At 70.2% G+C, this 25,151-nt stretch carries 26 protein-coding genes; 21 read left to right on the top strand and 5 right to left on the bottom strand.

Annotation, left to right across the window (positions count from 1 at the left end; all coding sequences use genetic code 11):
• Positions 1–133: 133 nt before the first annotated feature.
• Together hpaA and hpaR are read right to left on the bottom strand one after the other, a co-directional pair.
• Complete coding sequence (hpaA, locus tag CHC02_RS24480; RefSeq protein ID WP_089394005.1) at positions 134–1,048, bottom strand: 4-hydroxyphenylacetate catabolism regulatory protein HpaA; 915 nt, start codon at positions 1,046–1,048, stop codon at positions 134–136.
• Positions 1,049–1,110: 62 nt separating this feature from the next.
• Positions 1,111–1,533, bottom strand: coding sequence for a homoprotocatechuate degradation operon regulator HpaR (hpaR, locus tag CHC02_RS24475; RefSeq protein ID WP_089394004.1), 423 nt, complete (start codon positions 1,531–1,533; stop codon positions 1,111–1,113).
• A gap of 278 nt (positions 1,534–1,811) precedes the next feature.
• On the opposite strand from hpaR, the gene CHC02_RS24470 reads away from it, so the two are divergent.
• The 20 genes from CHC02_RS24470 to CHC02_RS24375 all read left to right on the top strand — a co-directional run bounded on the left by CHC02_RS24470 (position 1,812) and on the right by CHC02_RS24375 (position 19,899).
• Positions 1,812–2,477, top strand: coding sequence for a fumarylacetoacetate hydrolase family protein (locus CHC02_RS24470; protein ID WP_089394003.1), 666 nt, complete (start codon positions 1,812–1,814; stop codon positions 2,475–2,477).
• A 1-nt stretch (position 2,478) separates the two neighbouring features.
• Positions 2,479–3,249, top strand: coding sequence for a fumarylacetoacetate hydrolase family protein (locus tag CHC02_RS24465; RefSeq protein WP_089394002.1), 771 nt, complete (start codon positions 2,479–2,481; stop codon positions 3,247–3,249).
• 19 nt (positions 3,250–3,268) lie between these two features.
• Positions 3,269–4,729 carry a 5-carboxymethyl-2-hydroxymuconate semialdehyde dehydrogenase gene (gene hpaE, locus CHC02_RS24460; RefSeq protein ID WP_089394001.1) on the top strand — a complete coding sequence of 487 codons (1,461 nt, stop codon included), beginning with the start codon at positions 3,269–3,271 and terminating at the stop codon, positions 4,727–4,729.
• A 113-nt stretch (positions 4,730–4,842) separates the two neighbouring features.
• On the top strand, positions 4,843–5,766 hold the full coding sequence (gene hpaD, locus CHC02_RS24455; RefSeq protein ID WP_089394000.1) for a 3,4-dihydroxyphenylacetate 2,3-dioxygenase: 924 nt from the start codon (positions 4,843–4,845) through the stop codon (positions 5,764–5,766).
• A 10-nt stretch (positions 5,767–5,776) separates the two neighbouring features.
• A complete protein-coding gene (locus CHC02_RS24450) occupies positions 5,777–6,169 on the top strand; it encodes a 5-carboxymethyl-2-hydroxymuconate Delta-isomerase (protein ID WP_089393999.1) in 393 nt (130 codons plus the stop codon).
• Positions 6,170–6,212: 43 nt separating this feature from the next.
• On the top strand, positions 6,213–7,517 hold the full coding sequence (locus tag CHC02_RS24445; protein WP_089393998.1) for an MFS transporter: 1,305 nt from the start codon (positions 6,213–6,215) through the stop codon (positions 7,515–7,517).
• A 13-nt stretch (positions 7,518–7,530) separates the two neighbouring features.
• Positions 7,531–8,334, top strand: a complete 804-nt coding sequence (gene hpaH / locus CHC02_RS24440; protein WP_089393997.1) for a 2-oxo-hept-4-ene-1,7-dioate hydratase — start codon at positions 7,531–7,533, stop codon at positions 8,332–8,334.
• 88 nt (positions 8,335–8,422) lie between these two features.
• A complete protein-coding gene (hpaI, locus tag CHC02_RS24435) occupies positions 8,423–9,223 on the top strand; it encodes a 4-hydroxy-2-oxoheptanedioate aldolase (protein WP_089393996.1) in 801 nt (266 codons plus the stop codon).
• A gap of 205 nt (positions 9,224–9,428) precedes the next feature.
• Positions 9,429–9,869, top strand: coding sequence for a GlcG/HbpS family heme-binding protein (locus CHC02_RS24430; RefSeq protein WP_089393995.1), 441 nt, complete (start codon positions 9,429–9,431; stop codon positions 9,867–9,869).
• Positions 9,870–9,998: 129 nt separating this feature from the next.
• Positions 9,999–11,297 (top strand): NAD(P)/FAD-dependent oxidoreductase, encoded by a 1,299-nt coding sequence (locus CHC02_RS24425; protein WP_089393994.1) that lies wholly within the window; start codon positions 9,999–10,001, stop codon positions 11,295–11,297.
• A 36-nt stretch (positions 11,298–11,333) separates the two neighbouring features.
• Positions 11,334–11,699 (top strand): cupin domain-containing protein, encoded by a 366-nt coding sequence (locus tag CHC02_RS24420; protein ID WP_089393993.1) that lies wholly within the window; start codon positions 11,334–11,336, stop codon positions 11,697–11,699.
• A gap of 222 nt (positions 11,700–11,921) precedes the next feature.
• On the top strand, positions 11,922–12,590 hold the full coding sequence (locus tag CHC02_RS24415) for a helix-turn-helix transcriptional regulator (protein ID WP_089393992.1): 669 nt from the start codon (positions 11,922–11,924) through the stop codon (positions 12,588–12,590).
• 59 nt (positions 12,591–12,649) lie between these two features.
• Positions 12,650–13,465, top strand: a complete 816-nt coding sequence (locus CHC02_RS24410; protein ID WP_089393991.1) for a molybdenum cofactor biosynthesis F family protein — start codon at positions 12,650–12,652, stop codon at positions 13,463–13,465.
• On the top strand, positions 13,462–14,256 hold the full coding sequence (locus CHC02_RS24405; RefSeq protein ID WP_089393990.1) for an SDR family NAD(P)-dependent oxidoreductase: 795 nt from the start codon (positions 13,462–13,464) through the stop codon (positions 14,254–14,256). The genes CHC02_RS24410 and CHC02_RS24405 overlap by 4 nt, the downstream gene beginning before the upstream one ends.
• Positions 14,253–15,020, top strand: coding sequence for an SDR family oxidoreductase (locus CHC02_RS24400; protein WP_089393989.1), 768 nt, complete (start codon positions 14,253–14,255; stop codon positions 15,018–15,020). The genes CHC02_RS24405 and CHC02_RS24400 overlap by 4 nt, the downstream gene beginning before the upstream one ends.
• A 143-nt stretch (positions 15,021–15,163) precedes the next feature.
• On the top strand, positions 15,164–16,150 hold the full coding sequence (locus CHC02_RS24395) for a helix-turn-helix transcriptional regulator (protein ID WP_089393988.1): 987 nt from the start codon (positions 15,164–15,166) through the stop codon (positions 16,148–16,150).
• A gap of 99 nt (positions 16,151–16,249) precedes the next feature.
• A complete protein-coding gene (locus tag CHC02_RS24390) occupies positions 16,250–17,119 on the top strand; it encodes a transporter (protein ID WP_089393987.1) in 870 nt (289 codons plus the stop codon).
• Positions 17,120–17,129: 10 nt separating this feature from the next.
• On the top strand, positions 17,130–18,284 hold the full coding sequence (locus CHC02_RS24385) for an MFS transporter (protein ID WP_089393986.1): 1,155 nt from the start codon (positions 17,130–17,132) through the stop codon (positions 18,282–18,284).
• A 32-nt stretch (positions 18,285–18,316) separates the two neighbouring features.
• Positions 18,317–19,429 carry a class II histone deacetylase gene (locus tag CHC02_RS24380; protein ID WP_089393985.1) on the top strand — a complete coding sequence of 371 codons (1,113 nt, stop codon included), beginning with the start codon at positions 18,317–18,319 and terminating at the stop codon, positions 19,427–19,429.
• Positions 19,430–19,560: 131 nt separating this feature from the next.
• Complete coding sequence (locus CHC02_RS24375; protein WP_089393984.1) at positions 19,561–19,899, top strand: hypothetical protein; 339 nt, start codon at positions 19,561–19,563, stop codon at positions 19,897–19,899.
• A 1-nt stretch (position 19,900) separates the two neighbouring features.
• On the opposite strand, the gene feaR is transcribed toward CHC02_RS24375, so the two are convergent.
• The 3 genes from feaR to CHC02_RS24360 form a co-directional block, all read right to left on the bottom strand.
• Complete coding sequence (gene feaR, locus CHC02_RS24370) at positions 19,901–20,845, bottom strand: transcriptional regulator FeaR (protein ID WP_089393983.1); 945 nt, start codon at positions 20,843–20,845, stop codon at positions 19,901–19,903.
• Between the two features lie 153 nt (positions 20,846–20,998).
• The gene (locus tag CHC02_RS24365) at positions 20,999–21,577 is read right to left on the bottom strand and encodes a DUF3156 family protein (RefSeq protein ID WP_089394027.1); all 579 of its coding nucleotides are present in this window, start codon (positions 21,575–21,577) and stop codon (positions 20,999–21,001) included.
• The gene (locus CHC02_RS24360) at positions 21,558–23,057 is read right to left on the bottom strand and encodes an APC family permease (protein ID WP_089393982.1); all 1,500 of its coding nucleotides are present in this window, start codon (positions 23,055–23,057) and stop codon (positions 21,558–21,560) included. Before CHC02_RS24360 ends, CHC02_RS24365 begins: the two co-directional genes overlap by 20 nt.
• A 319-nt stretch (positions 23,058–23,376) precedes the next feature.
• Here CHC02_RS24360 and CHC02_RS24355 point away from each other — a divergent pair, with 319 nt between their 5' ends.
• Positions 23,377–24,873 (top strand): aldehyde dehydrogenase family protein, encoded by a 1,497-nt coding sequence (locus tag CHC02_RS24355; RefSeq protein WP_089393981.1) that lies wholly within the window; start codon positions 23,377–23,379, stop codon positions 24,871–24,873.
• The last annotated feature ends 278 nt before the right edge of the window (positions 24,874–25,151 follow it).

Below are 25,151 nucleotides of genomic sequence, written 5' to 3'. Positions count from 1 at the left end.
GTCCCCTCTCCCTTCAGGGAGAGGGTTAGGGAGAGGGCGCTCTCAAACCCAGCCCCCATAGTCATCGACGAACCCCATTCGCGAGCAAGAACTAGGCGTCCCCCTCGATCCTACGAAAAGCAAAAGCCCCGCCCTAGCGCCAGGCCTCTTCCTTGTCACCCGCCCTACGCTGCCGATACTCCCCCGGCGCCATCCCGGCATTGCGGGCGAAGAAGCGGCTGAAGTAGGCCGGGTCCTTGAAGCCGAGCTGGTAGCAGATTTCGTTCACCGAACTGCCGCTGAACAGCAGCAGGCGCCGCGCCTCCTGCATCAGCCGCTCGTGTACCAGGCGCTTGGAGGGCAACCCGGCGACGCGCCGGCAGATGTCGTTGAGGCGCGCCTCGGTGACGCCGATGCGCTCGGCGTAGGCCGCCAGCGGCCAGTGCTCGGGGTAGTGCTGCTCGATCAGCTGGTTGAAGCGCTGGAACAGGCGCAGGTCCTCGCGCCGCATGGGCTGCGCCTTGAGCGAGCGGGCCGACAGGCGCAGCAGGCTGACGAAGATCAGCCGCACCAGGTCGGCCAGGGCGAGTTCGCGGCCCGGGCGCTCGCCGCGGAACTCCTCGCGCAGCAGGTCGAACAGCCCGTCCAGGCGCGCCACCTCGCTGGCGGAGGTCTCGTCCAGCTGGTCGAAGGCCACGCACACCGGGCCTATGTCCGGTCCGGCGGCCAGGCCCTGCTCGGGCGCCAGCAGCGGCCAGAGCAGTTGCTGGCGCACCGTCAGCACGTGGCCGTCGGCGTCGTTCTCGGTGACGAAGGCGTGGGGGATGGTCGGCGGGGTGAGGAAGAACAGCGGGCCCTGGCGGTGGTAGAGCTGCTCGTCGAGGTAGACGCGCACCGAGCCGCTCTTCACGTAGTGCACCTGGAAGAAGCGGTCGTGGCGGTGCACCGGCATGTTGCGGCCGAAGAAGTCGGCCAGCTTGCCCAGTTCCTCGTAGTGCACCTCGGAATCGCTGTAGCGCAGGTCGTAGACCTGGCCGATGTCGATGTTGGGGATGGGTGCACGGGCCATGGTGTTACCTACCTGCAGGAGCGAGGGGGACGCCTGGTTCTTGCCCGCTCCTGCGAAGCGCCTCAGGGCTTGATCTTCTTCAGCTCGTCGAGCAGCCCCAGCAACTGCTGCAGCTTGTCCTCGCCGAACTGTTCGAGGATGCGCCGGTAGTTGTTCTCCATGTCGCCGCTCATGGCCACGAAGCACTGCTGGCCCTGCTCGCTCAGGCACACCAGCACGCGGCGCTGGTCGTGCTCGGACTTCCAGCGGCGCACCAGGCCGTCGCGCTCCATGCGCGCCAGCACGCCGGTCATGCTCGGCTTGAGGATGCAGGCCTGCTGCGCCAGCTGGTAGATCTCCATCTCGCCCTGCTGGCGGAGGATGCGCACGATGCGCCACTGCTGCTCGGTCAGGTCGTGCTGGTTGAGCGAGGGGCGGAAGAAGGCCATGGCGGCCTCGCGGGCCTGTAGCAGGGTGAGGGTCAGGGACGGACGCGGCGTGGACATGGAAAGAGGCTACTCGACTGAAAGTAGGAAAGATTTTAACCAGCATAGCCCCTCCCCAGGCAAACCCGGCGAAAGCCCGCCCGGCTCCCTGGCAGCGTCGGTCAAGGCCATGGCAGCGCCGGACAATCCCAACATCTGCGTGCCTGCTCCAATGTTCGCAGCGGGATCAGGCCCCGATGGAAGAGGCTTGACCATAGTTAACATATTAACTATAACGCTAACATGTTAACGATAACCGGCCGCCCGCAGGCGGCCGGGCGAAACAGGAGAACCAAGCCATGCGTCGCGCTGTCAGCGAAGCCGCAACGGGCACCCTGTTCGGCGTCGCGCTGAACTACCGGGGCCTGTTGCAGAGCCGGCTGGAGGAATTCCAGCAACCGCCTTATCAGAAACCGCCGGTCAAGCCGGTGCTGTTCATCAAGACGCCGAACACCCGCAATGGCGACGGTGCGCCCGTGGTCTTCCCGGCCGGCGTCGAGCGCCTGCAGCCGGGCCCGGCCCTGGGCGTGGTGCTCGGCCGCGACGCCAGCCGCGTGGGCGTGGACGAAGCCATGGCCTGCGTCGCCGGCTACGTCATCGTCAACGAGTTCAGCCTGCCGGAAGACAGCTACTACCGCCCCGCGGTCAAGGCCAAGTGCCGCGACGGCTTCTGCCCCCTGGGCAGCGAAGTCGTCGGCCGCGACGAGATCGCCGACCCGCACGCCCTGCCGGTCCGCCTGCTGGTCAACGGCGAAGTGCGCCAGCAGAACAGTACCGCCAACCTGGTGCGCAGCATCCCGCAGCTGATCGCCGAGATCAGCGAATTCATGACCCTGCACGCCGGCGACGTGCTCATCACCGGCACCCCCGAGGGCCGCGTCGATGTGCGGCCGGGCGACGAGGTGGTGGTGGAGATCGAAGGTCTCGGCCGCCTGGTCAATCACGTGGTGGCGGAGGAAGCCTGAGATGAAACACGCACGCATCCGCTACCAGGGCGAAGTCCACGCGGTCACGGTGGAAGCCGACAACGCCGTGCGCCTGGCCGATGGCCGGCTGCTCGGCGAGCACGAGGTGCAATGGCTGCCGCCGGCCAGCGGGACCATGTTCGCCCTCGGCCTGAACTACGCCGACCACGCCGCCGAACTGGCCTTCAAGGCGCCCACCGAGCCGCTGGCGTTCATCAAGTCCAAGGGCACCTACACCGGCCACAACCAGGTGACCTGGCGCCCCGACGGCGTCGCCTACATGCACTACGAGTGCGAGCTGGTGGCGGTGATCGGCAAGCCGGCGCGCAACGTCCGGCGCGAGGACGCCCTCGCCTACCTGGACGGCTACACCGTCTGCAACGACTACGCCATCCGCGACTACCTGGAGAACTACTACCGGCCCAACCTGCGGGTGAAGAACCGCGACGCCACCACCCCGGTCGGCCCCTGGATAGTCGACGCCGCCGACGTGCCCGACCCGTCGCGGCTGAAGCTGCGCACCTGGGTCAACGGCGAGCTGAAGCAGGAAGGCACCACCGCGGACATGATCTTCGACATCCCCTACCTGATCGAATACTTCTCCAGCTTCATGACCCTGCAGCCGGGCGACATGATCGCCACCGGCACGCCGGAAGGCCTGGCCGACGTGGTGCCGGGCGATGAAGTGGTGGTGGAAGTGGAAGGCGTCGGCCGCCTGGTCAACCGCATCGTCAGCGAGGCCGAGTTCTTCGCGAACCGCGCCCGTACCTAATCGAGACAGAGATACAAGCATGATCAAGCACTGGATCAACGGCCGCGAGGTCGAGAGCAAAGAAGTCTTCCAGACCATCAACCCGGCCACCACCGAGGTGATCGCCGAGGTCGCCAGCGGCAGCGCCGAGGAAATCGCCCTGGCCGTGGCCGCGGCCAAGGAAGCTTTCCCGAAATGGGCCAACACCCCGGCCAGGGAGCGCGCGAAGCTGATGCGCAAGCTGGGCGAGCTGATCGATGCCAACGTGCCCAACCTGGCCGAGCTGGAAACCCTGGACACCGGCCTGCCGATCCACCAGACGCGCAACGTGCTGATCCCGCGTGCCTCGCACAACTTCGAGTTCTTCGCCGAGGTCTGCACGCGCATGGACGGCCACAGCTACCCGGTGGACGACCAGATGCTCAACTACACCCTGTACCAGCCGGTGGGGGTGTGCGGGCTGGTCTCGCCGTGGAACGTGCCCTTCATGACCGCCACCTGGAAGACCGCGCCCTGCCTGGCCCTGGGCAACACCGCGGTGCTGAAGATGAGCGAACTATCGCCGCTGACCGCCAACGAGCTGGGCCGCCTGGCCCTGGAAGCCGGCATCCCGCCGGGCGTGCTCAACGTGGTGCAGGGCTACGGCGCCACCGCCGGCGATGCCCTGGTGCGCCACCCGGACGTGCGCGCCATCTCCTTCACCGGCGGCACCGCCACCGGGCGCAAGATCATGCAGACCGCCGGCCTGAAGAAATACTCCATGGAGCTGGGCGGCAAGTCGCCGGTGCTGATCTTCGACGACGCCGACCTGGACCGCGCCCTGGACGCCGCGCTGTTCACCATCTTCTCGCTGAACGGCGAGCGCTGCACCGCCGGTAGCCGTATCTTCATCCAGGAAACGGTCTACGACCGCTTCGTCGAGGAGTTCGCCGCCCGCGCCAAACGCCTGATCGTCGGCGACCCGCAGGACCCGAAGACCCAGGTCGGCTCGATGATCACCCAGGCCCACTACGACAAGGTCACCGGCTACATCCGCATCGGCATGGAAGAAGGCGCGCGGCTGGTCGCCGGCGGCCTGGAGCGCCCGGCCAACCTGCCGGCGCACCTGGCCCGCGGGCAGTTCGTGCAGCCCACGGTGTTCGCCGACGTGGACAACCGCATGCGCATCGCCCAGGAAGAGATCTTCGGCCCGGTGGTCTGCCTGCTCAAGTTCAAGGACGAGGCCGAGGCCCTGCGCCTGGCCAACGACACAGAATACGGCCTGGCCTCCTACATCTGGACCCAGGACATCGGCAAGGCCCATCGCCTGGCGCGCGGCATCGAGGCCGGCATGGTATTCATCAACAGCCAGAACGTCCGCGACCTGCGCCAGCCGTTCGGCGGCGTGAAGGGCTCGGGCACCGGCCGCGAGGGCGGCGAGTACAGCTTCGAGGTCTTCGCCGAGATCAAGAACGTGTGCATTTCCATGGGCAGCCACCACATTCCCCGCTGGGGCGTGTAGAAAGGCGGCCCGATGAGAGCGGCCCGCAAGGCCGCCTGCATCGCCGGCGTGCAGCCAACAATCACAAGAATCCGGGCGCCCCAGCGGCGGCGCCCCGCACCAGGAGAACCACCATGGGCAAACTCGCTCTGGCTGCCAAGATCACCCACGTTCCCTCGCTGTACCTCTCCGAACTGCCCGGCCCGCGCCAGGGCAGCCGCCAGGCCGCCATCGACGGCCACCGCGAGATCGGCCGGCGCTGCCGCGAGCTGGGGGTGGACACCATAGTGGTGTTCGACACCCACTGGCTGGTCAACGCCGGCTACCACGTCAACTGCGCGCCGCACTTCCAGGGCCTGTACACCAGCAACGAGCTGCCGCACTTCATCGCCAACATGGAGTACGAGTTCCCCGGCAACCCGCAGCTGGGGCGCATCCTCGCCGAAGGCTGCAACGCCATGGGCGTGGACGTGCTGGCCCACGACGCCACCACCCTCGGCCCGGAGTACGGCACCCTGGTGCCGATGCGCTACATGAACCAGGACCAGCACTTCAAGGTGATCTCGGTCTCGGCGCTGTGCACCGTGCACTACCTCAACGACAGCGCGCGCCTGGGCTGGGCCATGCGCAAGGCGGTGGAAGAGCACTACGACGGCACCGTGGCCTTCCTCGCCAGCGGCTCGCTGACCCACCGCTTCGCCCAGAACGGCCAGGCCCCGGAATTCGCCGACAAGGTCTGGAGCCCCTTCCTGGAAACCCTCGACCACGAGGTGGTGCGGATGTGGCAACGCGGCGACTGGCAGACCTTCTGCGGCATGCTCCCGGAATACGCGGCCAAGGGCCACGGCGAAGGCTTCATGCACGACACCGCCATGCTCCTGGGCGCGCTCGGCTGGTCGGACTACGACGGCCAGGGCGAAGTGGTCACGCCCTACTTCGGCTCCTCCGGCACCGGGCAGATCAACGTGGTGTTCCCGGTGACCCCGCAGGACGGCTCGGCGATCCCCGCCGCCCAGGCCTCCAACCCCGCCGGCAACCCGTCCGGCAGCCGCCTCTGAGGACCCCGCCATGCCGCACTTCATCGCCGAGTACACCCACAACATCGAGGCCGAGGCCGACCTGCCCGGCCTGTTCGAGAAGGTCCACGCCTGCCTCGGCGACAGCGGGGTGTTCCCGCTGGGCGGCATCCGCAGCCGCGCCGTGCGCCTGGATACCTGGCGCATGGCCGACGGCCAGCACGACTACGCCTTCGTCCACATGAGCCTGAAGGTGGGCGCCGGGCGCGACCTGGAAACCCGCCGGCAGGTGGCCGACGCGCTCTTCGAGGTGATCAAGGCGCACTTCGCCGAACTCCAGGCGCGCCGCCTGCTGGCGCTGTCCTTCGAGATGAGCGAGCTGAACGCCGAGCTCAACTACAAGCAGAACAACGTTCACGCCTTCCTCAAGGGCCAGGCGCTCTGAAGCCTGCCACCCTCCCGGCCACTCGCAGAACAAAGACAAGACCATGAGCACCGCCACCCTGTCCCCCGCCGCCCTGCCCGCCGCCAGCGACGCCACCCACGCCCGCGTGGTCTGGCGCCTGATGCCGCTGCTGCTGGTGTGCTACGTATTCGCCCACCTGGACCGCATCAACATCGGCTTCGCCAAGCTGCAGATGAGCGCCGACCTGCACTTCAGCGATACCGTCTACGGCCTGGGCGCCGGGCTGTTCTTCGTCGCCTACGCGCTGTTCGGCGTGCCCAGCAACCTGATGCTGGAACGCGTCGGCCCGCGCCGCTGGATCGCCTTCCTGATGGTCACCTGGGGCCTGCTGTCCACCGCCATGCTGCTGGTGCAGAGCGCCGCCGGCTTCTACACCCTGCGCCTGCTGCTGGGGGTGGCCGAGGCCGGCTTCTTCCCCGGCATCCTGGTCTACCTCAACCGCTGGTTCCCGGCGCGCCGCCGCGCCGGCGTCACCGCGCTGTTCGCCATCGCCGTGCCCATGGCCGGGGTGGTCGGCGGGCCGCTGTCCGGCGGCATCCTCGAGGGCTTCCACGACTTCCTCGGGCTGCGCGGCTGGCAGTGGATGTTCCTCATCGAGGGCCTGCCGGTGGTGCTGCTCGGCCTGCTGGTCTGGCGCTGCCTGCCGGAGAGCTTCGAGCGCGTGGCCTGGCTGAGCGAGGCGCAGAAGGCCGGCCTGCGCGAGGAGATGCGTGGCGAGGAGCAGCGCAAGCAGATCACCTCCTTCGCCGGCATCCTGCGCGACAGCCACGTCTGGCTGCTGGTGGCCATCTACTTCGCGGTGATGCTGGCGGTGAACACCCTGGCGTTCTGGATGCCCAGCCTGATCCACGGCGCCGGCATCGGCTCCGACGGCCGCGTCGGCCTGCTCAGCGCCCTGCCGTACCTGGCCGGCTGCGTGTTCATGATCGCCCTGGGGCGCTCCTCCGACCGCCGCCGCGAGCGCCGCTGGCACCTCGCCGTGCCGCTGCTGCTGGCCGCCGCCGGCCTGGCCCTGACGGGCCTGGCGCCCACCAGCGCGCCGCTGGTGCTGGCCGGGCTGGTGCTCGCCGGCATGGGCGCCAGCGCCGCCCTGCCGATGTTCTGGCAGTTGCCGCCGGCCTTCCTCGGCAACCGCGCGCAGGCCGCCGGCATCGCCCTGATCAGCTCCTTCGGCAGCATCGCCGCCTTCGCCGCGCCCTACTTCATCGGCTGGATGCGCGACACCACCCACAGCTCCAGCCTGGCCCTGTACCTGCTGGCCATCCTCATCGCCCTCGGCGCCGCCCTGGTGCTGCGCACCCCGGCCGCCGTGGTCAACCCCCGCTGAAAGAGACACAGCCATGCTCGACGCCACCCTCATCCAGGAAGCCGCCGCCCGCCTCGACGCCGCCGAGCGTTCGCGCCAGCAGGTGCGGCAGTTCTCCCTCGACTACCCGGACATCGCCATCGAGGACGCCTACGCCATCCAGCGCGCCTGGGTGGCTCGGAAGATAGCCAACGGCCGCGTGCTCAAGGGCCACAAGATCGGCCTGACCTCGCGCGCCATGCAGGTCTCGTCGAACATCACCGAGCCGGACTACGGCGCGCTGCTGGACGACATGTTCTTCGACGAAGGCAGCGACATCCCCTTCGAACGCTTCATCGTGCCGCGGGTGGAAGTGGAGCTGGCGTTCATCCTCGGCAAGCCGCTGAAAGGCCCGGACGTCACCCTGTTCGACGTGCTGGAGGCCACCGAGTGGGTGATCCCGGCGCTGGAGATCATCGACGCGCGCATCCAGCAGGTGGACCCGCAGACCAAGGCCACCCGCAAGGTCTTCGACACCATCTCCGACAACGCCGCCAACGCCGGCGTGGTCATGGGCGGCCGCGCCGTGCGGCCCGGCGACATCGACCTGCGGCGGGTGCCGGCGATCCTCTACCGCAACGGCGTGATCGAGGAATCCGGGGTCTCCGCCGCGGTGCTCAACCACCCGGCCAAGGGCGTGGCCTGGCTGGCCAACAAGCTGGCCCCCTACGACGTCACCCTGGAGCCCGGCCAGGTGATCCTCGGCGGCTCCTTCACCCGCCCGGTGGCCGCGGCCCCCGGCGACACCTTCCATGTCGACTACGACCAGCTCGGCAGTATTTCCTGTCGATTTGTTTGAGGCGGCAGGCTTCAGGCTGCAGGCGACAGGCAAGAGCGCTCTTTGCCTGCAGCCTGTCGCCTGAAGCCTGCAGCCCGAGGAGCCCTCCATGTTCGTGAATCATTTCAAGGCCCGCCTTCTTTCCGGCGACGCGCAGATCGGCCTCTGGCTCGGCCTGGCCGACCCGTATTGCGCGGAGCTGGCGGCCAATGCCGGCTTCGACTGGCTGCTGCTCGACGGCGAGCACGCGCCCAACGACCTGCGCAGCCTGCTCGGCCAGCTTCAGGCGGTGGCGCCCTACCCGGCGCAGCCGATCATCCGCCCGGTGGTCGGCGACACGGCGCTGATCAAGCAGTTGCTCGACATAGGCGCGCAGACCCTGCTGGTGCCCATGGTGGACACCGCCGGACAGGCCGCCGAGCTGGTCCGCGCCATGCGCTACCCGCCGTTCGGCGTGCGCGGCGTGGGCAGCGCCCTGGCCCGCGCCTCGCGCTGGAACAGCATCCCCGGCTACCTCGACGAGGCGGACGCGCAGATGTGCCTGCTGGTACAGGTGGAGAACCTCGAAGGCCTGGCCAACCTCGATGCCATCGCCGCGGTGGACGGCGTCGACGGCGTGTTCATCGGCCCGGCCGACCTCAGCGCGGCCATGGGCCACCGCGGCAACCCGGGGCACCCGGACGTGCAGGCCGCCATCGAGGACGCCATCGTCCGCATCCAGCGCGCCGGCAAGGCCGCCGGCATCCTCAGCGCCGACGAGAAGCTGGCCCGGCGCTACCTGGAACTGGGCGCGAAGTTCGTCGCCGTGGGCGTGGACACCAGCCTGCTGATGCGCTCGCTGCGCGAGCTGGCCGGCCGGTTCAAGGGCGGCGCCCAGGCCCAGGCCCCCTCTGCCCCTTCGGTGTATTGAGCCCCGCCCCACCGAGAGGTCGCCTGAGCGGCCGTACGGAAAGTCCTACCAGGCCCCACGGCGGACGGGCAGTCCGCCGTGGGGCCTTTCGTTATCGGCCATGGGAAGCGACGCGGGCCGCCGGCGACGGCCCGATTCCCGCGACCTGGATAAGTTAAGATATTAACTATCATTCGCACGACCGCCCCTCCCTGGAGAACCGCCGATGTCCCACCTCCTTCGCCAGCAGACCAGCCTTACCCTGACCCTCGCCATGCAGGCCCTGCAGGCCGCGCTGAACCGCGCCGAAGAGCTGCAGGCGCGGGTCAGCATCGTCGTGGTCGACGCCAGCGGCCTGCCGGTGCATAGCGCGCACATGGACGCGGCGCCCGCGCCGTCCCGCGACATCGCCCTGAGCAAGGCGCGCACTGCCGCCGCCTTCAACCTGCCCACCCGCGACTGGCAGGCGCGCCTGGAGCGCTGCTCGGACGCGGTGCGCCAGGGCCTGCCGCTGCAACCGGGGCTGGCCCTGTACGGCGGCGGCGAGCCCTTTCGCCTGTCCGGCGAGGTGATCGGCGCCATCGGCGTGTCCGGCGCCTCCGAGGAACTGGACTGCAGCTGCGCCCGCGCCGCCGTCGAGCACGTGCGCAGCCTGCTGCAGGGCTGACGCCGGCCTGTCAGCCCCGGACAAGAAGCCGGGCAGCCTGGATCAAGACAAACAGCGTCGCGCGGGCCCTAATAGGCCATCCGCGCGACGCCAGTCGCACCCCTTTCCCTCCGGTTCCAGGCTGCAGTCATGATCAACATCGAGACCCCCACCTACTACACCGCGACCAAGAAGTACGACCTCGCCTTCCCCTCCCTGGAGGCGGACCTGGAGGCCGACGTGGTCGTGATCGGCGGCGGCTTCTCCGGCATCAACACCGCGCTGGAGCTGGCCGAGAAGGGCATCACCGACATCGTCGTGCTGGAGGCGCGCTACCTCGGCTTCGGCGGCACCGGGCGCAACGGCGGGCAGATCATGGCCGGCATCGGCCACGACCTGGAGAAGATCAGGAAAGACGTCGGCGAGGACGGCCTGCGGCAGATCTTCGAGATCAGCGACCTGGGCGCCGACATCATCAAGGAGCGCATCCGCAAGTACGACATCGACGCCGACTTCTGCCACGGCTACGGCTACATGGGCTTCAACGCCCGCCAGGCGAAGACCCTGCGGGCCTGGGAGCGCGAGTTCAAGTCGCTCGACTCGCGCCACGAGATCCGCTACCTGGACGGCTCCGAGGTGCGCCAGATCATCGGCTCCGACGCCTATTCCAGCGCCCTGCTGCACATGGGCGGCGGCCACGTGCACTCGCTCAACCTGCTGCTCGGCGAGGCCAAGGCCCTGGCCGGCCACGGGGTGAAGATCTTCGAATACAGCCCGGCGCTGGACGTGACCTACGGCGAGCGCATCACCGTGCGCACCGCCAAGGGCTCGGTGAAGGCCAGCAAGCTGCTCTGGGCCTGCGACAGCTTCCTCAACAAGCTGGAGCCGGAGCTGCACAAGAGCACCATCAACACCTACGCCTTCCAGATGATGACCGAGCCGCTGCCGGACGAGCTCATCCAGCGCATCAGCCCGATCCGCGGCGCCTACAGCGACATCCGCCCGGTCATCGACTACTACCGCGTGACCCGCGAGAACCGCCTGCTGTTCGGCGCCGCCACGCCCTTCATCGAGCACATCCCGCGCGACCTCAAGGCCTGGAACCGCAAGCTGATGCTGAAGATCTTCCCCTACCTCGAGAACGTGAAGATCGACCTCGCCTGGGGCGGCCCCATGGCCTGCAGCCCCAACCTGTTCCCGCAGATCGGCGCCCTGCCCGGCCGCCCCAACGCCTTTTTCGTGCAGGGCTATTCCGGCTTCGGCGTCACCCCCAGCCACATCATCTGCAAGGTGCTGGCCGAGGGCATGAGCGAAGGCTCGGCGCGCTACGACCTGATCAGCTCGGTGAAGCGCATCCGCGTCCACGGCAAGGACCAGGTCCGCCCGCTGCTGCTCAGCGCCGGCAAGACCTGGCACCAGGTGTCCGGCTACTGGACCGGGCGGCGCTGAAGCCTCTTTTCCCTTCACTTGCACAGGAGCAAGCACATGGCACTCACCCCCATCAAGCAAGGCATCACCCTCGACCAACTGGACGCCTGGGGCACGGTGGCCGACCTCGGCTCGGAAATCCTCGAGGGCGAGGTCCTCGCCTTCGGCAAGATGACCGCCGGCGCCCCCACCGACCCGGTCAGCGCGGCCTACTTCGGCACCACCGGCGGCAAGTTCCGCATGACCTACCCGTTCAACGAGCAGGCCACGGTGGTCAGCGGCGAGGTGCGGCTGACCGACGAATCCACCGGCCAGAGCCAGCTGTACAAGGCCGGCGACAGCTGGTTCGTGACCAAGGGCACTCCGGTGCTGTGGGAGGTGCCGGGCGAGGGGTTCGTGAAGCACTATTACGCGGTGGTTTGAGGCCTGGTTCGGGAACTTGAAGAGCCCCTCTCCCCAGCCCTCTTCCTGAAGGGAGAGGGGGCTTGTCCGTGCCGGCGTCGACAATGGTTTTAGCCGGCAGCCCTGGAGCTGCCGGCTGACGCTGGAAAACCCAGCCACTCCGAACGGTCCCCTCTCCCTTCAGGGAGAGGGAAACAAGCTCTCCTCAGGCACCTGGCCCCACCCCCACGCAGGACCCAGCCCATGCCCACCCCCGAACACATCGGCCAACGCTGCCTGCACAGCTTCCAGCAACTGGTCCCCAGCACCCGCGCCGCCTTCTACCGCATCGACGCCGACCTGCAGGCCTGCGACTTCCAGTTGCTCGGCATGGGCCGGCAGATGCATGCCGACTACCTCGACCACTACCACCGCCTCGACCCGCTGCAGCCCCGCGCCTGCCTGGCCACCGGGCTGCCGGTGGTGCCCCTGGCCGTGGGCATGGCGCAGCAGCCCGATGCGCAGCGCGAGCGCTACCACGGCTTCCTGCGCCGTCACGGGGTGATCGACGTGGTGGAAGTCATCGCCGCCGACAAGGGCCGCCCGCTGGCCGGGCTTTCCCTGCTGCGGCGCATCGGCGAATCACCCTTTTCCAGCGACGAGCTCGACCGCCTGCGGGCCCTGCAGGGGCTGCTGGAGCTGGCCGCCCAGGCCCTGCCGCGCAGCCCCGGCGCGCTCGAGCGGCTCACCCCGCGCGAGCGCGAGATCGCCCTGCTGCTGCGCGACGGCGCCAGCAACAAGGACCTGGCGCGCCAGCTCGGCCTGGGCCTGGCCACGGTGAAGACGCACCTCATCCACCTGTTCCGCAAGGCCGGCGTGGCCAGCCGCACCGAACTGCTGGCGCGGCTGTTCCTGGATCAACCATCCGGTTGATGTTCCGCCCGCGCCACACCGCGCAGCATGGGGGCTCCACAGACACAGGAGTCCCACCCATGAGCCCCTCTTCCGACTGGATCACCGTCGGCGCCCTCGCCGAGGGTTTCGCCCCCGAAGCCTTCATCCTGCCGCGCCTGGCCGACCTCGCCGGGCAGCGCCTGGAACTGCACTTCGCCAACGGCTGGCGCATCGAGCACCAGTTCGACGCCGAGACCACCCGCTGGCGCGCCGCCGACGGCCATTCCACGGGCGAGGCGCCCTACCGCGCCACCTCGGTGCGCCCCGGCATCGTCCTGGTCGACTTCATCAAGCGCGAGGATGGCCAGGCCTGGTCGGTCAGCCTGGTGCTGGACCGCCACAGCCAGTCCTTCACCGCCGTGCTCGGCCGCCTGCCCGATGCCGCGGACACCGCCGAGGGCCTCTACGCCCGCGCCCTGGCCGGCAAGGACCTGACCGGCGTGCAGGTGCAGATCCTCCACGGCAGCCTCGACCGCCCCTGGCGGGACGGCGCCTGCCCCCACGCCCCGACCCGCGAGCTGGTGGGCCTGCGCAACCGCTACCGCTACAGCCCCAGCGAGGTCTACGAGCACATCTACCTGAACGACGGCTTCTACACCTGGCAGTGCCTGGGCGGCGTCGAAGCCGGGCTGTGCGACACCGACCGCTGCCACTACTACAAGGTCGCCGACCAGCTGTACCTGTTCGTCTGGCGCGAGAAGATCGTCCCCACCCTCGGCCTGGTGATGATCGACCTGCAGCAGCACCGCAGCGACGGCAAGATCTTCGGCTATGCCGGCGCCGCCTTCGACGAGCTGTCCAACTTCCCGGTCGCCTCCTACTGCGACGAGCTCAACCGCACGGTGTACGCATGAGCGGCCGGGTCGTCGTCATCACCGGCGCCGGCACCGGCATAGGCGCGGCCTGCGCGCGGCGCTTCGCCGAAGCGGGCGACCAACTGGTGCTGATCGGCCGCCGCCACGAGGCGCTGGAACAGGTGGCCGCCAGCACCGGCGGCCTGGTGCTGGCCGGCGACGCCGCCGACGGCGAAACCTGGCAGGGCTTCGTGCAGCGCATCGAGGTGGCGTTCGGCGGTATCGACGTACTCGTCGCCTGCGCCGGCGGCCACGGCCTGGGCGCGGCCGGCGAGACCAGCGATGCGGCCTGGCGCGAGGCCCTGCGCGGCAACCTCGACAGCGCCTTCGCCAGCGCCCGCGCCTGCCTGCCGTCGCTGCTGGCGCGGCGCGGCAACATGGTGCTGGTGGGCTCCATCGCCTCCCTGGTGGCCGGGCCCGGCGTGTGCGGCTACACCGTCGCCAAGCACGCCCTCATCGGCCTGATGCGCTCCCTGGCGCGGGACTACGGCCCGCGCGGCGTGCGCGTCAACGCTCTGTGCCCGGGCTGGGTGCGCACGCCCATGGCCGACGCCGAGATGCAGCCGCTGATGCGGCACCATGGCGAAAGCCTGGACGCCGCCTACGCGCGGGTCACAGCCGAGGTACCGCTGCGCCGCCCGGCCACGGCGGACGAGATCGCCGGGCTGTGCCGGTTCCTCGCCAGCGACGCGGCGGCCATCGTCACCGGCGCCTGCCTGGTGGCCGATGGCGGCGCCGGCGTGGTGGACCTGCCGACGCTGGCCTTCGAACGCCTGGAGGATGGGCCATGACGCGCTTCGACTTCGGTGGCAAGCGGGTGCTGGTCACCAGCGCAGCCCAGGGCATCGGCCGCCGCATCGCCGAGGGCTTCGCCGAAGCCGGTGCCAGCCTGCTGCTGCTCGACCGCCAGGCAGGCGCCGTCGAAGCCCTGGCCGGCGAACTGCGCAGCCAGGGCCGCGAGGCGCGGGCGCTGGCCGTGGACCTGGCCGATCCCCCGGCCATCGCCGCCGCCCTCGCCGGGCTGGACGGCCTGGACGTGCTGGTGCACAACGCCGCCCACTTCCCGCTGACCGACTTCGCCGCCATCACCCCGCAGCTGCTGCAACGCACCCTGGCGGTGAACCTGGGCGCGCTGTTCTGGCTGACCCAGGCCGCCCTGCCGCTGTTCGCCGCGCGCGACGGCGGCTGCGTGCTGGCCACCTCGTCGGTCACGGGCCCCCGGGTGGCCTACCCGGGGCTGAGCCACTACGCGGCGTCCAAGGCCGGGGTCAACGGCTTCATCCGCAACGCCGCGCTGGAACTGGCGCCACGCAAGGTGCGCGTCAACGGCGTGGAGCCGGGTATGATCCGCACCCCGGCCATGGCCAACCTCGGCGACCAGGCCCTGGAGGCGCGCATCGCCGCCGGCATCCCCCTGGGCCACCTCGGCCAGCCGGCGGACATCGCCAACGCCATGCTCTTCCTCGCCTCCGACGCCGCCGCCTACATCACCGGCCAGACCCTGGTGGTGGACGGCGGCGCCACCCTGCCGGAAAGCACCGCCGCGCTGGCCTGAAGGGCCCGCCATCCTGCATCTGCAGGATGGCGGGCGCGCAGCGCAGCGAAGATACTCGACCCCAGGCCCTGCCCTGTCGTTCCGACACCCGGCCGCTCACTGATGACTGACAACAACAACTAAAGTCGCAGCAGGGGGACCCCATGAGCAGCACCCTCGACCTGACCTTCGGCGCCCAGCGCTTCAGCGAATTCAACGCCCTGGTCCTGGACCTCCAGCGCCTGGCCCAGGAATGCGCGCTAGCCGGCTTCCACGCCGCCGCCATGCACCGCCTGCGGCAGCTGCTGGACTTCGACATGGCCTGGTGGGGCCGCGCGGCGCTGGTCGACGGCCTGCCGCTGGAGCACAGCAGCCACCTGTTCCGGCTGCCGGACAGCTACCTGGCCGACTGGCAGGCGATCCGCCACCAGGACATCACCGTCAAGCGCGTCTACGCCACCCCCGGCCGCTCGGTGCGCATCGACACCCGCGCCGCCGACTGCACCCCGGGCCTGCGCTGGCTGGCCGAGCGCCACGGCTTCGGCGAGTTCCTCTGCATCATCCACATCGACCCGCGCACCCAGCTCAGCCTGCACCTGAGCCTGTACCGCCGCGCCGGCGCGCGCCCCTTCGACGCCGCGGAACGCTTCCTGGTGGACCAGATGATGCCGCACCTGGTGGCCGCCGAAGGGGCCAACCAGATCCGCGCGCTGGTGGCCCTGCGCGAGCGCCTGGACGCCCCCAACCCGCTGGCCCTGGCGGTGTGCGACCGGCGCGGCATGCTGCACTATGCCGAGCGCGGCTTCGTCGAACTGCTGCTGCACGAGTGGCCGCGCTGGACCGGCCCCTGCCTGCCCGAGGCGGTCGACCCGGCCGCCGGCTACAGCGGCCAGCGCCTGCAGCTGCAGGCCACCGCCGTGCACGACCTGCTGCTGCTCAGCGCCCGCCTGTGCCCGGCCATGGCCCGCCTGAGCACCCGCGAGGCCGAGGTGGCGCAGCGCTTCGGCCTGGGCAGCACCTACAAGGAAATCGCCCGCGAGCTGGGCCTGGCGCCGAACACCGTGCGCCACCACATCCGCAGCATCTACAGCAAGCTCGGCGTCAACGGCAAGGCCGGCATCGCCCAGCTGCTGCACCACCCGCCCGGCTGACGCCGGCCGCTTCCCTCCACCGCCTCCACATCCCGACGCCGCGCCCCCGCGCGGCGCCAGGGGAGGCTTTCGCCCGCCTCACAGAAGAAGAAAACCACCATGAAGCTGCACCCAAGCCTTTCGCTCTGCGCCCTTGGCGCGCTGTACCTCGGCCAGGCCCAGGCCGCCGACCTCAACGCCCGCGACTTCTTTTCCGCCCCTGTGGGCACCAGCCTGGGGGTGGCCTACCTGCCGCTGACGCGCTCCGACGACTACCACGGCGCGGCGGACAGCACCGGCAAGGCCGACCTGAAGGTCAATGCCCTGGCCTACCGCCAGCTGTGGTTCAGCGACATCTGCGGGCGCCTGTGCACGCCGCAGTTCATCGTGCCCTACGCCGACATCGAGGCGCGCGGCCCCGGCGCCCTTGAGCACAGCCGCGAGCGCGGGCTGGGCGACCCGCAGGTGGGCGGCACGCTGTTCTTCATCGACGAGCCGCAGACGCGCACCTACAGCGGCCTGCTGGCCCTGGTCAGCCTGCCCCTGGGCGAGTACCACGCCAAGGACCCGGGCGTGTCGCCGGGGGCCAACCGCTGGGCCCTGCACCTGAACTACAACTACACCCGGGGCGTCGGCGAGAACTGGGTGCTGGAAGCCAACCTCGAGGCCCAGCTCTACGGCGACAACGACGACTACCTCGGCGCCACCCTCGAACAGAAGCCGCTGTACCGCCTGCAGGCGTTCGCCTCCTACGACTTCACCCCCGCCACCTACGCCGCGCTGCGGCTGATCGCCGCCGACGGCGGCGCCCTGCGCCTGGGCGGCCACGACATCGACGACAGCCACCAGCGCTACACCCAGGCCGGCTTCGAGGTCGGCCACTGGCTGGACAAGCGCAACCAGGTGCTGCTCGGCCTCACCCGCAATGTCTCCACCGCCAACGCGTATGCCCAGGACAACCTGCTGCTGCGCTTCGTCCACGCCTTCTGAGGTCGCCGCCATGCCCCTTCCGCGCAATCCCTCCCCGGCCCTGCTGGCGGCCGTGGTGCTGTTCGCCGCCATCACCCCGGCGGTGCTGCTCACCGCCCCGGCCATCGCCAGCCAGCTGGCCACCCAGCTGCAGCTGGCGCCGGCGCGCATCGGCGACCTGTTCGCCGTCGAGCTGGGCGCCATGAGCCTGGCCACCCTGCCCTCGCTGTTCTGGCTCAGGCGCGTGGACTGGCGCCTGGCCGGGCTGCTGGCGGCGCTGGGCTTCATCCTAGCCAACCTGGCCTCGGCCAGCGCCAGCGGCTACCAGGCGCTGCTCGCCCTGCGCGCCCTCAGCGCCTTCTGCGGCGGCTCGCTGATGATCCTCTGCCTGTCCTGCGCCGCCGGCATGCCCAACCCCAGTCGCGCCTACGGCATCTGGGTGCTCGGCCAACTGGTGCTCGGCGCCGTCGGCCTGGCCGTGCTGCCGCGGCTGTACCAGGCCTACGGCCTGGGCGCCGGCTACCTGGCGCTGGCCGGGCTGATGCTGCTGGCGCTGCCGCTGGTGCGCGCCTTCCCCCGCGGCGCCGTGGCCAGCGCCGGCAGCCGCGGCGGCGTCGAGGCGCCGCGCTGGAAGATCGCCGCCGCCATCCTCGGCCTGCTCGGCTTCTACGTCGCCCTCAGCGCGGTCTGGACCTTCGTCGGCGCCATCGGCGAACGCGCCGGGCTGGCCGCCACCCTGGGCGGCGAGGTGCTGGCCGTGGCCACCCTGGCCGGCATCGCCGGGGCCGCCTGCGCCAGCCTGGCGGGCGAGCGCTGGCGCCGCGAACGCCAGCTGGCCGGCGGCTTCGCCCTGATGGCCGTGGCCATCCTGCTGCTGCTCGGCGCCCCGGGCCTGGCGCGCTTCGCCCTGGCCGCGCTGCTGTTCAAGTTCACCTGGACCTACGCCCTGCCGTTCATCCTCGCCTGCCTCGCCGAGCTGGACGCCAGCGGCCGGCTGATGAGCCTGAGCAACCTGGTGATAGGCGCCGGCCTGGCCCTCGGCCCGGCCCTCGGCGGGCGGCTGATCGGCGCCGACGGCGGCTTCCACGGCCTGCTGCTGGGCGCCGCCGCGCTCACCGCCCTGTCCCTGCCGCTGATCCTCGGCAGCCGCCCGCGCGCGGCGGCCGCCACTGCGCAACCCCTGTGAATCCCTGAGAACACCTATGAATGGAGCCTTCCATGACCCGACGCACCGCGTTCTTCTTCGACGAACTGAGCCTCTGGCACAGCGCCAGCCAGCACGCCCTGTTCCTGCCCGTGGGCGGCTGGGTGCAGCCGCCGGCCGGCGGCGGCCACGCCGAATCGCCGGAAAGCAAGCGCCGCCTGAAGAACCTGATGGACGTTTCCGGCCTCACCCGCCAGCTGGACCTGCGCAGCGCCGAGCCGGCCAGCGAGCGGGACCTGCTGCGCGTGCACCCGGAGCGCTACCTGCAACGCTTCAAGGCCCTGAGCGACGCCGGCGGCGGCGAACTGGGCGACCACGCGCCCATCGGCCCGGGCAGCTACGAGATCGCCAGGCTCTCCGCCGGCCTGGCCATGGCCGCGGTGGACTGCGTGCTGCGCGGCGAGGCGGACAACGCCTACTCGCTGTCGCGCCCGCCGGGCCACCACTGCCTGGCCGACCAGGCCATGGGCTTCTGCATGCTGGCCAACATCCCCATCGCCATCGAGGCGGCCAGGGCGAACCACGGCATCGAGCGGGTGGCGGTGGTGGACTGGGACGTGCACCACGGCAACGGCACCCAGGCCATCTACGAGGAACGCGGCGACGTGCTGAGCCTCTCGCTGCACCAGGAGAACTGCTTCCCGCCGGGCTACGGCGGCGTCGCCGACCGCGGCCGCGGCGCCGGCCTGGGCGCCAACCTGAACATCCCGCTACCGGCCGGCAGCGGCCACGACGCCTACCTGCAGGCGCTGGACGAAATCGTCCTGCCGGCCCTGCGGCGCTTCCGCCCGCAGCTGATCGTCGTCGCCTGCGGCTACGACGCCAACGCGGTGGACCCGCTGGCGCGCATGCTGCTGCACAGCGGCTCCTTCCGCGCCATGACCGCGCGCCTGCGCGAGGCCGCCGAACAGCTCTGCGACGGGCGCCTGGTGCTGGTCCACGAGGGCGGCTACGCCGAGGCCTACGTGCCCTTCTGCGGCCTGGCGGTGCTGGAGGAAATGAGCGGCATCCGCACCGCGGTGGACGACCCGCTGCTGGAGTTCATCCAGCTGCAGCAGCCGGGCGCCGAGGCGGCGGCCTTCCTCCGCCAGCGCGTGCGGGACCTGGCGCGCCAGCTCGCCGACTGAGCCCCGATGGCCGGTGCCCCGCACCGGCCATCGCTCCGTCTGTCCAGGCGCCGCAGCAGGTACGGCGCACGCGTGGTCCAATCGGGACAGGCCGGGCGATTGCTGCCGGCCAGCGAAACGGAGGCCACGCCATGAGCACCCTGACCATCGAAGGCTGGTGCAAGACCAACCCCGACGCCCAGCCCATGCCCATCGAGGACATCCACTTCTACCTCAGCGGCACCGACCGCCGGCACCTGGAAGACGCCGAGGAGGAACTGCAGCGCACCCATGAGCCCGAGCGCTGGGTGGACGTCGACATGAGCACCCTGGAGCTGAACCTGCCCGAGGAATACAGCCCGCTGTCCGACTGCCGGATGCGCGTCTACCTGGACCGCGACGAGCGCGGCCACTTCCACCTGGTGGGCCACCGCGCCAGCGACGGCAGCCTGATCTACAGCAACGCCGTGCTCATCGACCAGCTGCTGTGACTCAGGCCGCGCCCAGGGCGCAGGCGCGGTAGTCCTTGGGCGAGCGCTCGAAGTGCTTCTTGAAGGCGCGGCTGAAGTGCGCCGAGTCGGTGAAGCCCCACTTGTAGGCGATGGTGGTGATCGACTCGCCCCTGAGGATGGGGTTGGCCAGGTCGTCGGCGCTGCGCTGCAGGCGTGCCCGCTGGATGTAGCGGCAGACGCTGTCGCCCTGCTCCTCGAACAGGCGGTACAGGTGGCGCACCGAGATGTTCAGGCGCTGCGCCAGGCCCTGGGGGTTCAGGCCCGGCTGGGCGAGGGATTCGTCGATGACCTTCTGCACGTAGCTGCGCAGGTTGCCGCCCTGCAGCGCCTCGCCGCCGGCCGGCGCTTCGTCGCTGGCGCCCAGGGCCGTGGGCAGCAGGGCGATGAAGGCGTTCACCAGGGCCTCGCTTTCGGCGCCGGCGGGGCTCGAGCCGGACTCGCGGCACAGCTGGTCCACCAGCAGGTGCAGCATGCGCCCGCTGGCGCAGGCGGCGGAGACCTTGCCGAACTTGCTGCGCCCGGGCAGCACCTTGTCCAGCGCCGCGCGCGGCAGGTGCAGGGAGGCGTGCTCGATGAGGCCGAAGGGGGTGATCTCGCAGCTGCCCACCGAATCCATCAGCAGCAGCTCGCCGGGGGCCAGCTGGATGTCCACGCCGTTCTGGCTGACCTGGGAGAAGCCGCTGCGCTGGCTGATCAGGAAGCAGTGGCGGTCGTCGTCCTGGTCGGCATTGAGGCGCTTGCGGGCGATCAGCCCGGCATTGGTGCGCAGGTGCGCCATGGTCAGGCCGGAGTGCGATTGCGCGTGGATCTCGCCGATGAACAGCGAGCGGCTGAAAGCCAGCTGGGTCTCGAACTGGCCGCAGATGGCGCGCAACGCCGCGCTCCAGCCTTCCAGCCCGACCTGGGCCGCGTGATGGGCTTGCATACGCACCTCCGTGGGGTGGCCTTGTTGTTGTCGCGAAACAGTTAACATGTTATCTAATTGCCCGCAACGAATTTCTGACAGCCGTTTCCCATGCAGCCGGCATGCCAGTGGCCTTGGATAAACAGTGAATGAAAGAAGCGCGGCAAGCCGCGCTCAGAGGTCGCCGAGCAGGCGCCCCAGGTGGAACAGCGCGCGCAGCAGGTGGTCGCGCTGTTCGCGGTCCAGGCGCAGGTAGCGGCGGAAGCTGGGCAGGCGGTTGACCACCTCGCTGGCGGCCATGTGCTCCAGGCGGATGCGCCAGCGCCCGGCGCCGAACTCCAGTTCCAGGCGCTTGAAGTCCAGCGGCGGCAACGCCCGCTGCAGGTGCTCGTCGGCCGCCAGGCGCCCGGCCAGGCGCGCGCCCAGGGCCGCATCGCCGCTGCGCTGCCGGCATTCCACGCCCCGGCGCCGCAGCACGCCCTGGTGGCGCAACTCGAAGCGCGCCTCGCCAGGCGCCAGGGCCGGCCCCTCGACGACGAACTCGGTGAGCACCAGGTGCATGAGGAACTGCGCCTGGGGCCGCTCGCGCAGCTCGAAGACCAGCCCGCCGTCCACCGTGCTGAAGCGCCCGGCGCCGGGCGCCAGGGCCTCGAAGGCCAGGCCGCCGAGGTTGCGCCGGGCCTGCTCCAGGGTCACCCCCGGGCGGTAGCCCGAGGGCGGCCGGCGCAGCCAGTCAGACAGCCTTGGAAGCATGGCCATAGAACTCGCTGGAATGGATGCCGGGTTCGGCGCGGAATTCCTTCTCCAGCACCTCTTCCACCGGCACCGGGCGGAACGGGTTGACCTTCTGCACCAGCAGCGTCCAGACCAGCGCGTAGGCGGCGGTCAGGCCGAGCATCACGGCGAAGGGCAGGTAGATGTCGGCGGGGTTCATGCCCGGCGGGGTGATGTACCACATGCCGATGAGGATGCCGGCGCTGGAGACGATCTGCGGCAGCGGGAACAGCGGCGAGCGGTAGGCCCGCGGCAGGTCCGGGCGGCGGATGCGCAGCAGCACCACGGAGAGGGTCACCAGCAGGTAGGCGGTGCTCCAGGCGCAGACCGCGGCCAGCACCAGGTTCATGATGTGGTCGGTGTTGCCGCGCAGCCAGAGGGCGTGCAGGCAGGGGATCAGCACCGCCGCCAGGATGCACAGCACCGGGGTCTTGAAGCGCGGCTGCAGGTAGGCGAAGCATTTGGGCAGCGCGCCATCCACGGCCATGCCGTACATGATCCGCGGCACGCCGGCCATCAGCGTGTTGATGGTGGCGGCGCCGGCGAACAGGAAGCCCACGCCCAGCCACAGCGGGCCGACCTGGCCCATCACCTGCTCGGCGAAACGCGGGATGGCCATGGGGGTGTCCAGCAGGTGCACGCCGGCGGCCGGGTCGAGCAGCACGTTCTCCACCTGGCGCTTCATCGCCGCGCCGTAGATGAACATGCACGAGGCCACGCCGAACAGGCCCAGGGCCATGGCCCGCGGCATCACCCTGGCCGAGTTGCGCAGGTCCGGCGCCAGCGGGGTGACGAACTCGCAGCCGACGAACATGAACATGGCCATGCCCACCAGCGAGAGGATGGTCTGCAGGTCGGTGCCGACCAGGGAGGCGCCGAACCAGCCGTCCAGCTGCACCGCCGGTGCGGCCAGCAGGCCGAGCACGCCGAACACCATCAGGGTGGTCCACATGCCGAAGGTCAGCACCACCTCGGCCTTGCCGAAGGCGTTGACGCCGAACACGTTGAGGATGCCGAACACCACCACGAAGCCCACGCCCAGCAGCCAGGAGCCGCCGGCGGACTCGGCCAGGGTGTTGAGGTGCTCGAAGTTCACCAGCGCCATGACCCCGGCGAGGATGGTCTCGGCGGTGCCGGCGAAGACGTGGACGATCAGGTAGGCGGCGATGGTCCCGGTGATGGCGAAGAAGCGCCCCATGCCGCAGGAGATGTAGTCGTACACCGAGCCGCTGGTGGGCAGCATCGAGGCCGCCTCGGCGAAGGTGGTGGACTGCGCCAGCATCATCAGCATGGCGATCACCATGGCCGCGGCGAAGGCGCTGCCGCCGATGCCGAAGCCCATGGTGGCGGTGAGGATGACGGGGCTGGCCATGATCAGGCCGATGGTGCTGGCCAGGGCGGTGGGAAAACCGACCGAGCCGCGCCTGAGGTGGGCGTCGAGCTGCTGCTGGATGGACATGGTGGTGGGCCTCTAAGCAGATGTTCTGGTTTGTTGTGGCTTAGGCATGCAAGGGGCGATGCCCCGTCGCGGCCGCTTATTGTTGGATTGGCCGCGCCCCACCCTCCCCTGCGCCGGGGCGCCGGCAAGCGGCGCGGTGGAGCCTGGCGCCCACTGTGCGCCCGCGGCCTGCTGGCGTCTTGCCCAGGCTTGCCGGCGGACTTGTCCACGGCTGCCACGCCGGCAGCCGGGGTCATGCCCGCCTGGCAGCCTCGGACAAGCCGCCGGCGCAGGCCGCCGCTAGCCTGGGCCATCGACCATCGCAGCCCAGGAGCCGCCCATGTCCAGCCCGCTGACCCCGATCCTCCCGGAGGTGCAGGCCCGCCTCGCCCGCCCCCATGCCTCTTTCATCGACGGCGAACAGCGCACACCGGCCGGCGACGCCCGCCGCACCCTGCGCAACCCCGCCGACGACAGCCCCCTGGCCGAGGTGCGCCTGGCCGACCTGGAGCAGGTGGATGCCTGCGTGCAGTCGGCCCACCGCGCCTTCCGTTCCGGCGCCTGGAGCGGCCTGGCGCCCAGCGAGCGGGAACGCGTGCTGCTGCGCTTCGCCGACCTGGTGGAGCGCCACGCCGAAGAGCTGGCGCAGCTGGAAACCCTGGAACAGGGCAAGTCGATCCACATCGCCCGCGCCATCGAGGTCGGCGCCTCCCTCGGCTACATGCGCTACATGGCCGGCTGGGCCACCAAGATCGAGGGGCAGACGCTGGACGTCTCCATCCCCATGCCGGCCGGCGCGCGCTTCAACGCCTACACCCGCCGCGAGCCGGTGGGCGTGGTGGCCGGCATAGTGCCGTGGAACTTCCCGCTGATGATCGCCCTGTGGAAGGTGATGCCGGCCCTGGCCTGCGGCTGCACGGTGATCATCAAGCCAGCCGACGAAACGCCGCTGACCGCCCTGCGCGCGGCCGAGCTGGCCATCGAGGCGGGCATCCCCGCCGGCATCTTCAACGTCCTGCTGGGCGGCGCCGAGGCCGGCGCGGCGCTGGTGGCGCACCCGCTGCTGAACAAGGTGTCCTTCACCGGCTCCACCGCGGTGGGCAAGCTGGTCGGCGGCGCGGCCCTGCAGAACATGACGCGCTTCACCCTCGAACTGGGCGGCAAGAACCCCATGCTGGTGCTGCCCGACGCCGACCTGGACAAGGCCGTGGCCGGCGCCATCGGCGGCGGCCTGCTGAACCAGGGCCAGGTCTGCGCGGCGGCCTCGCGGCTGTTCGTCCACAGCAGCCGCCACGCGGAGTTCGTCGAGCGCCTGGCCGACCAGGTGGGCGGGCTGGGCATCGGCCCGGGCCTGGACCCGCAGGCCCAGGTCAACCCGCTGGTCTCGCGCCGCCAGCAGGACAGCGTGCTGCGCCACCTGGCCCTGGCCCGCGAACAGGGCGCCCGCTTCGTCTGCGGCGGCGGCCGCCCGGACCTGCCCGGCTACTACGTCGAACCGACGGTGCTGGACGGGGTGGACGCCGGCATGGCCTGCGCCCGCGAGGAAATCTTCGGCCCGGTGCTCTCGGTGCTGAGCTACGACGACCTCGACACCGCCGTGGCGCAGATCAACGACAACCCCTACGGCCTGGCGGCGAGCATCTGGAGCAACGACCTGGGCCGGGTGATGGACCTGATCCCGCGGATCGAGGCGGGCACGGTGTGGGTCAACAACCACGTGCCGGTGGACCCCAACCTGCCGTTCGGCGGCTACAAGCAGTCGGGCCTGGGACGGGAGTTCGGGCGGGCGGCGATCGAGGGGTTCACGGAGGAAAAGTCGGTGTGCATCACCTATTGAACTGGTGAGCCCGATCGCGGACGGAGTCCGCTCCTACGCCGCCCCGCCCACACCATCCCATGTAGGGCGCATAACGCCTACGGCGTTATCCGCCGTTTAACCGTGATCTTCGGCGGCTCCGGGGTTGGGCTGGGCATTGGCTGTGGCCCCGGCGTATCGGCGGATAACCGCGAACGGTTATTCGCCCTACGTCATGGTCGGGCCTGGCGTAGGGCGCATAACGCCTACGGCGTTATCCGCCGTTTGACCGTGATCCCCGACGGCTCCGGGGTTGGACT

This window comes from Pseudomonas delhiensis, from assembly GCF_900187975.1.
In the GTDB taxonomy this organism is placed as follows: Bacteria; Pseudomonadota; Gammaproteobacteria; order Pseudomonadales; family Pseudomonadaceae; genus Pseudomonas; species Pseudomonas delhiensis.
This window is presented reverse-complemented; position numbering and strand designations above follow the sequence as displayed.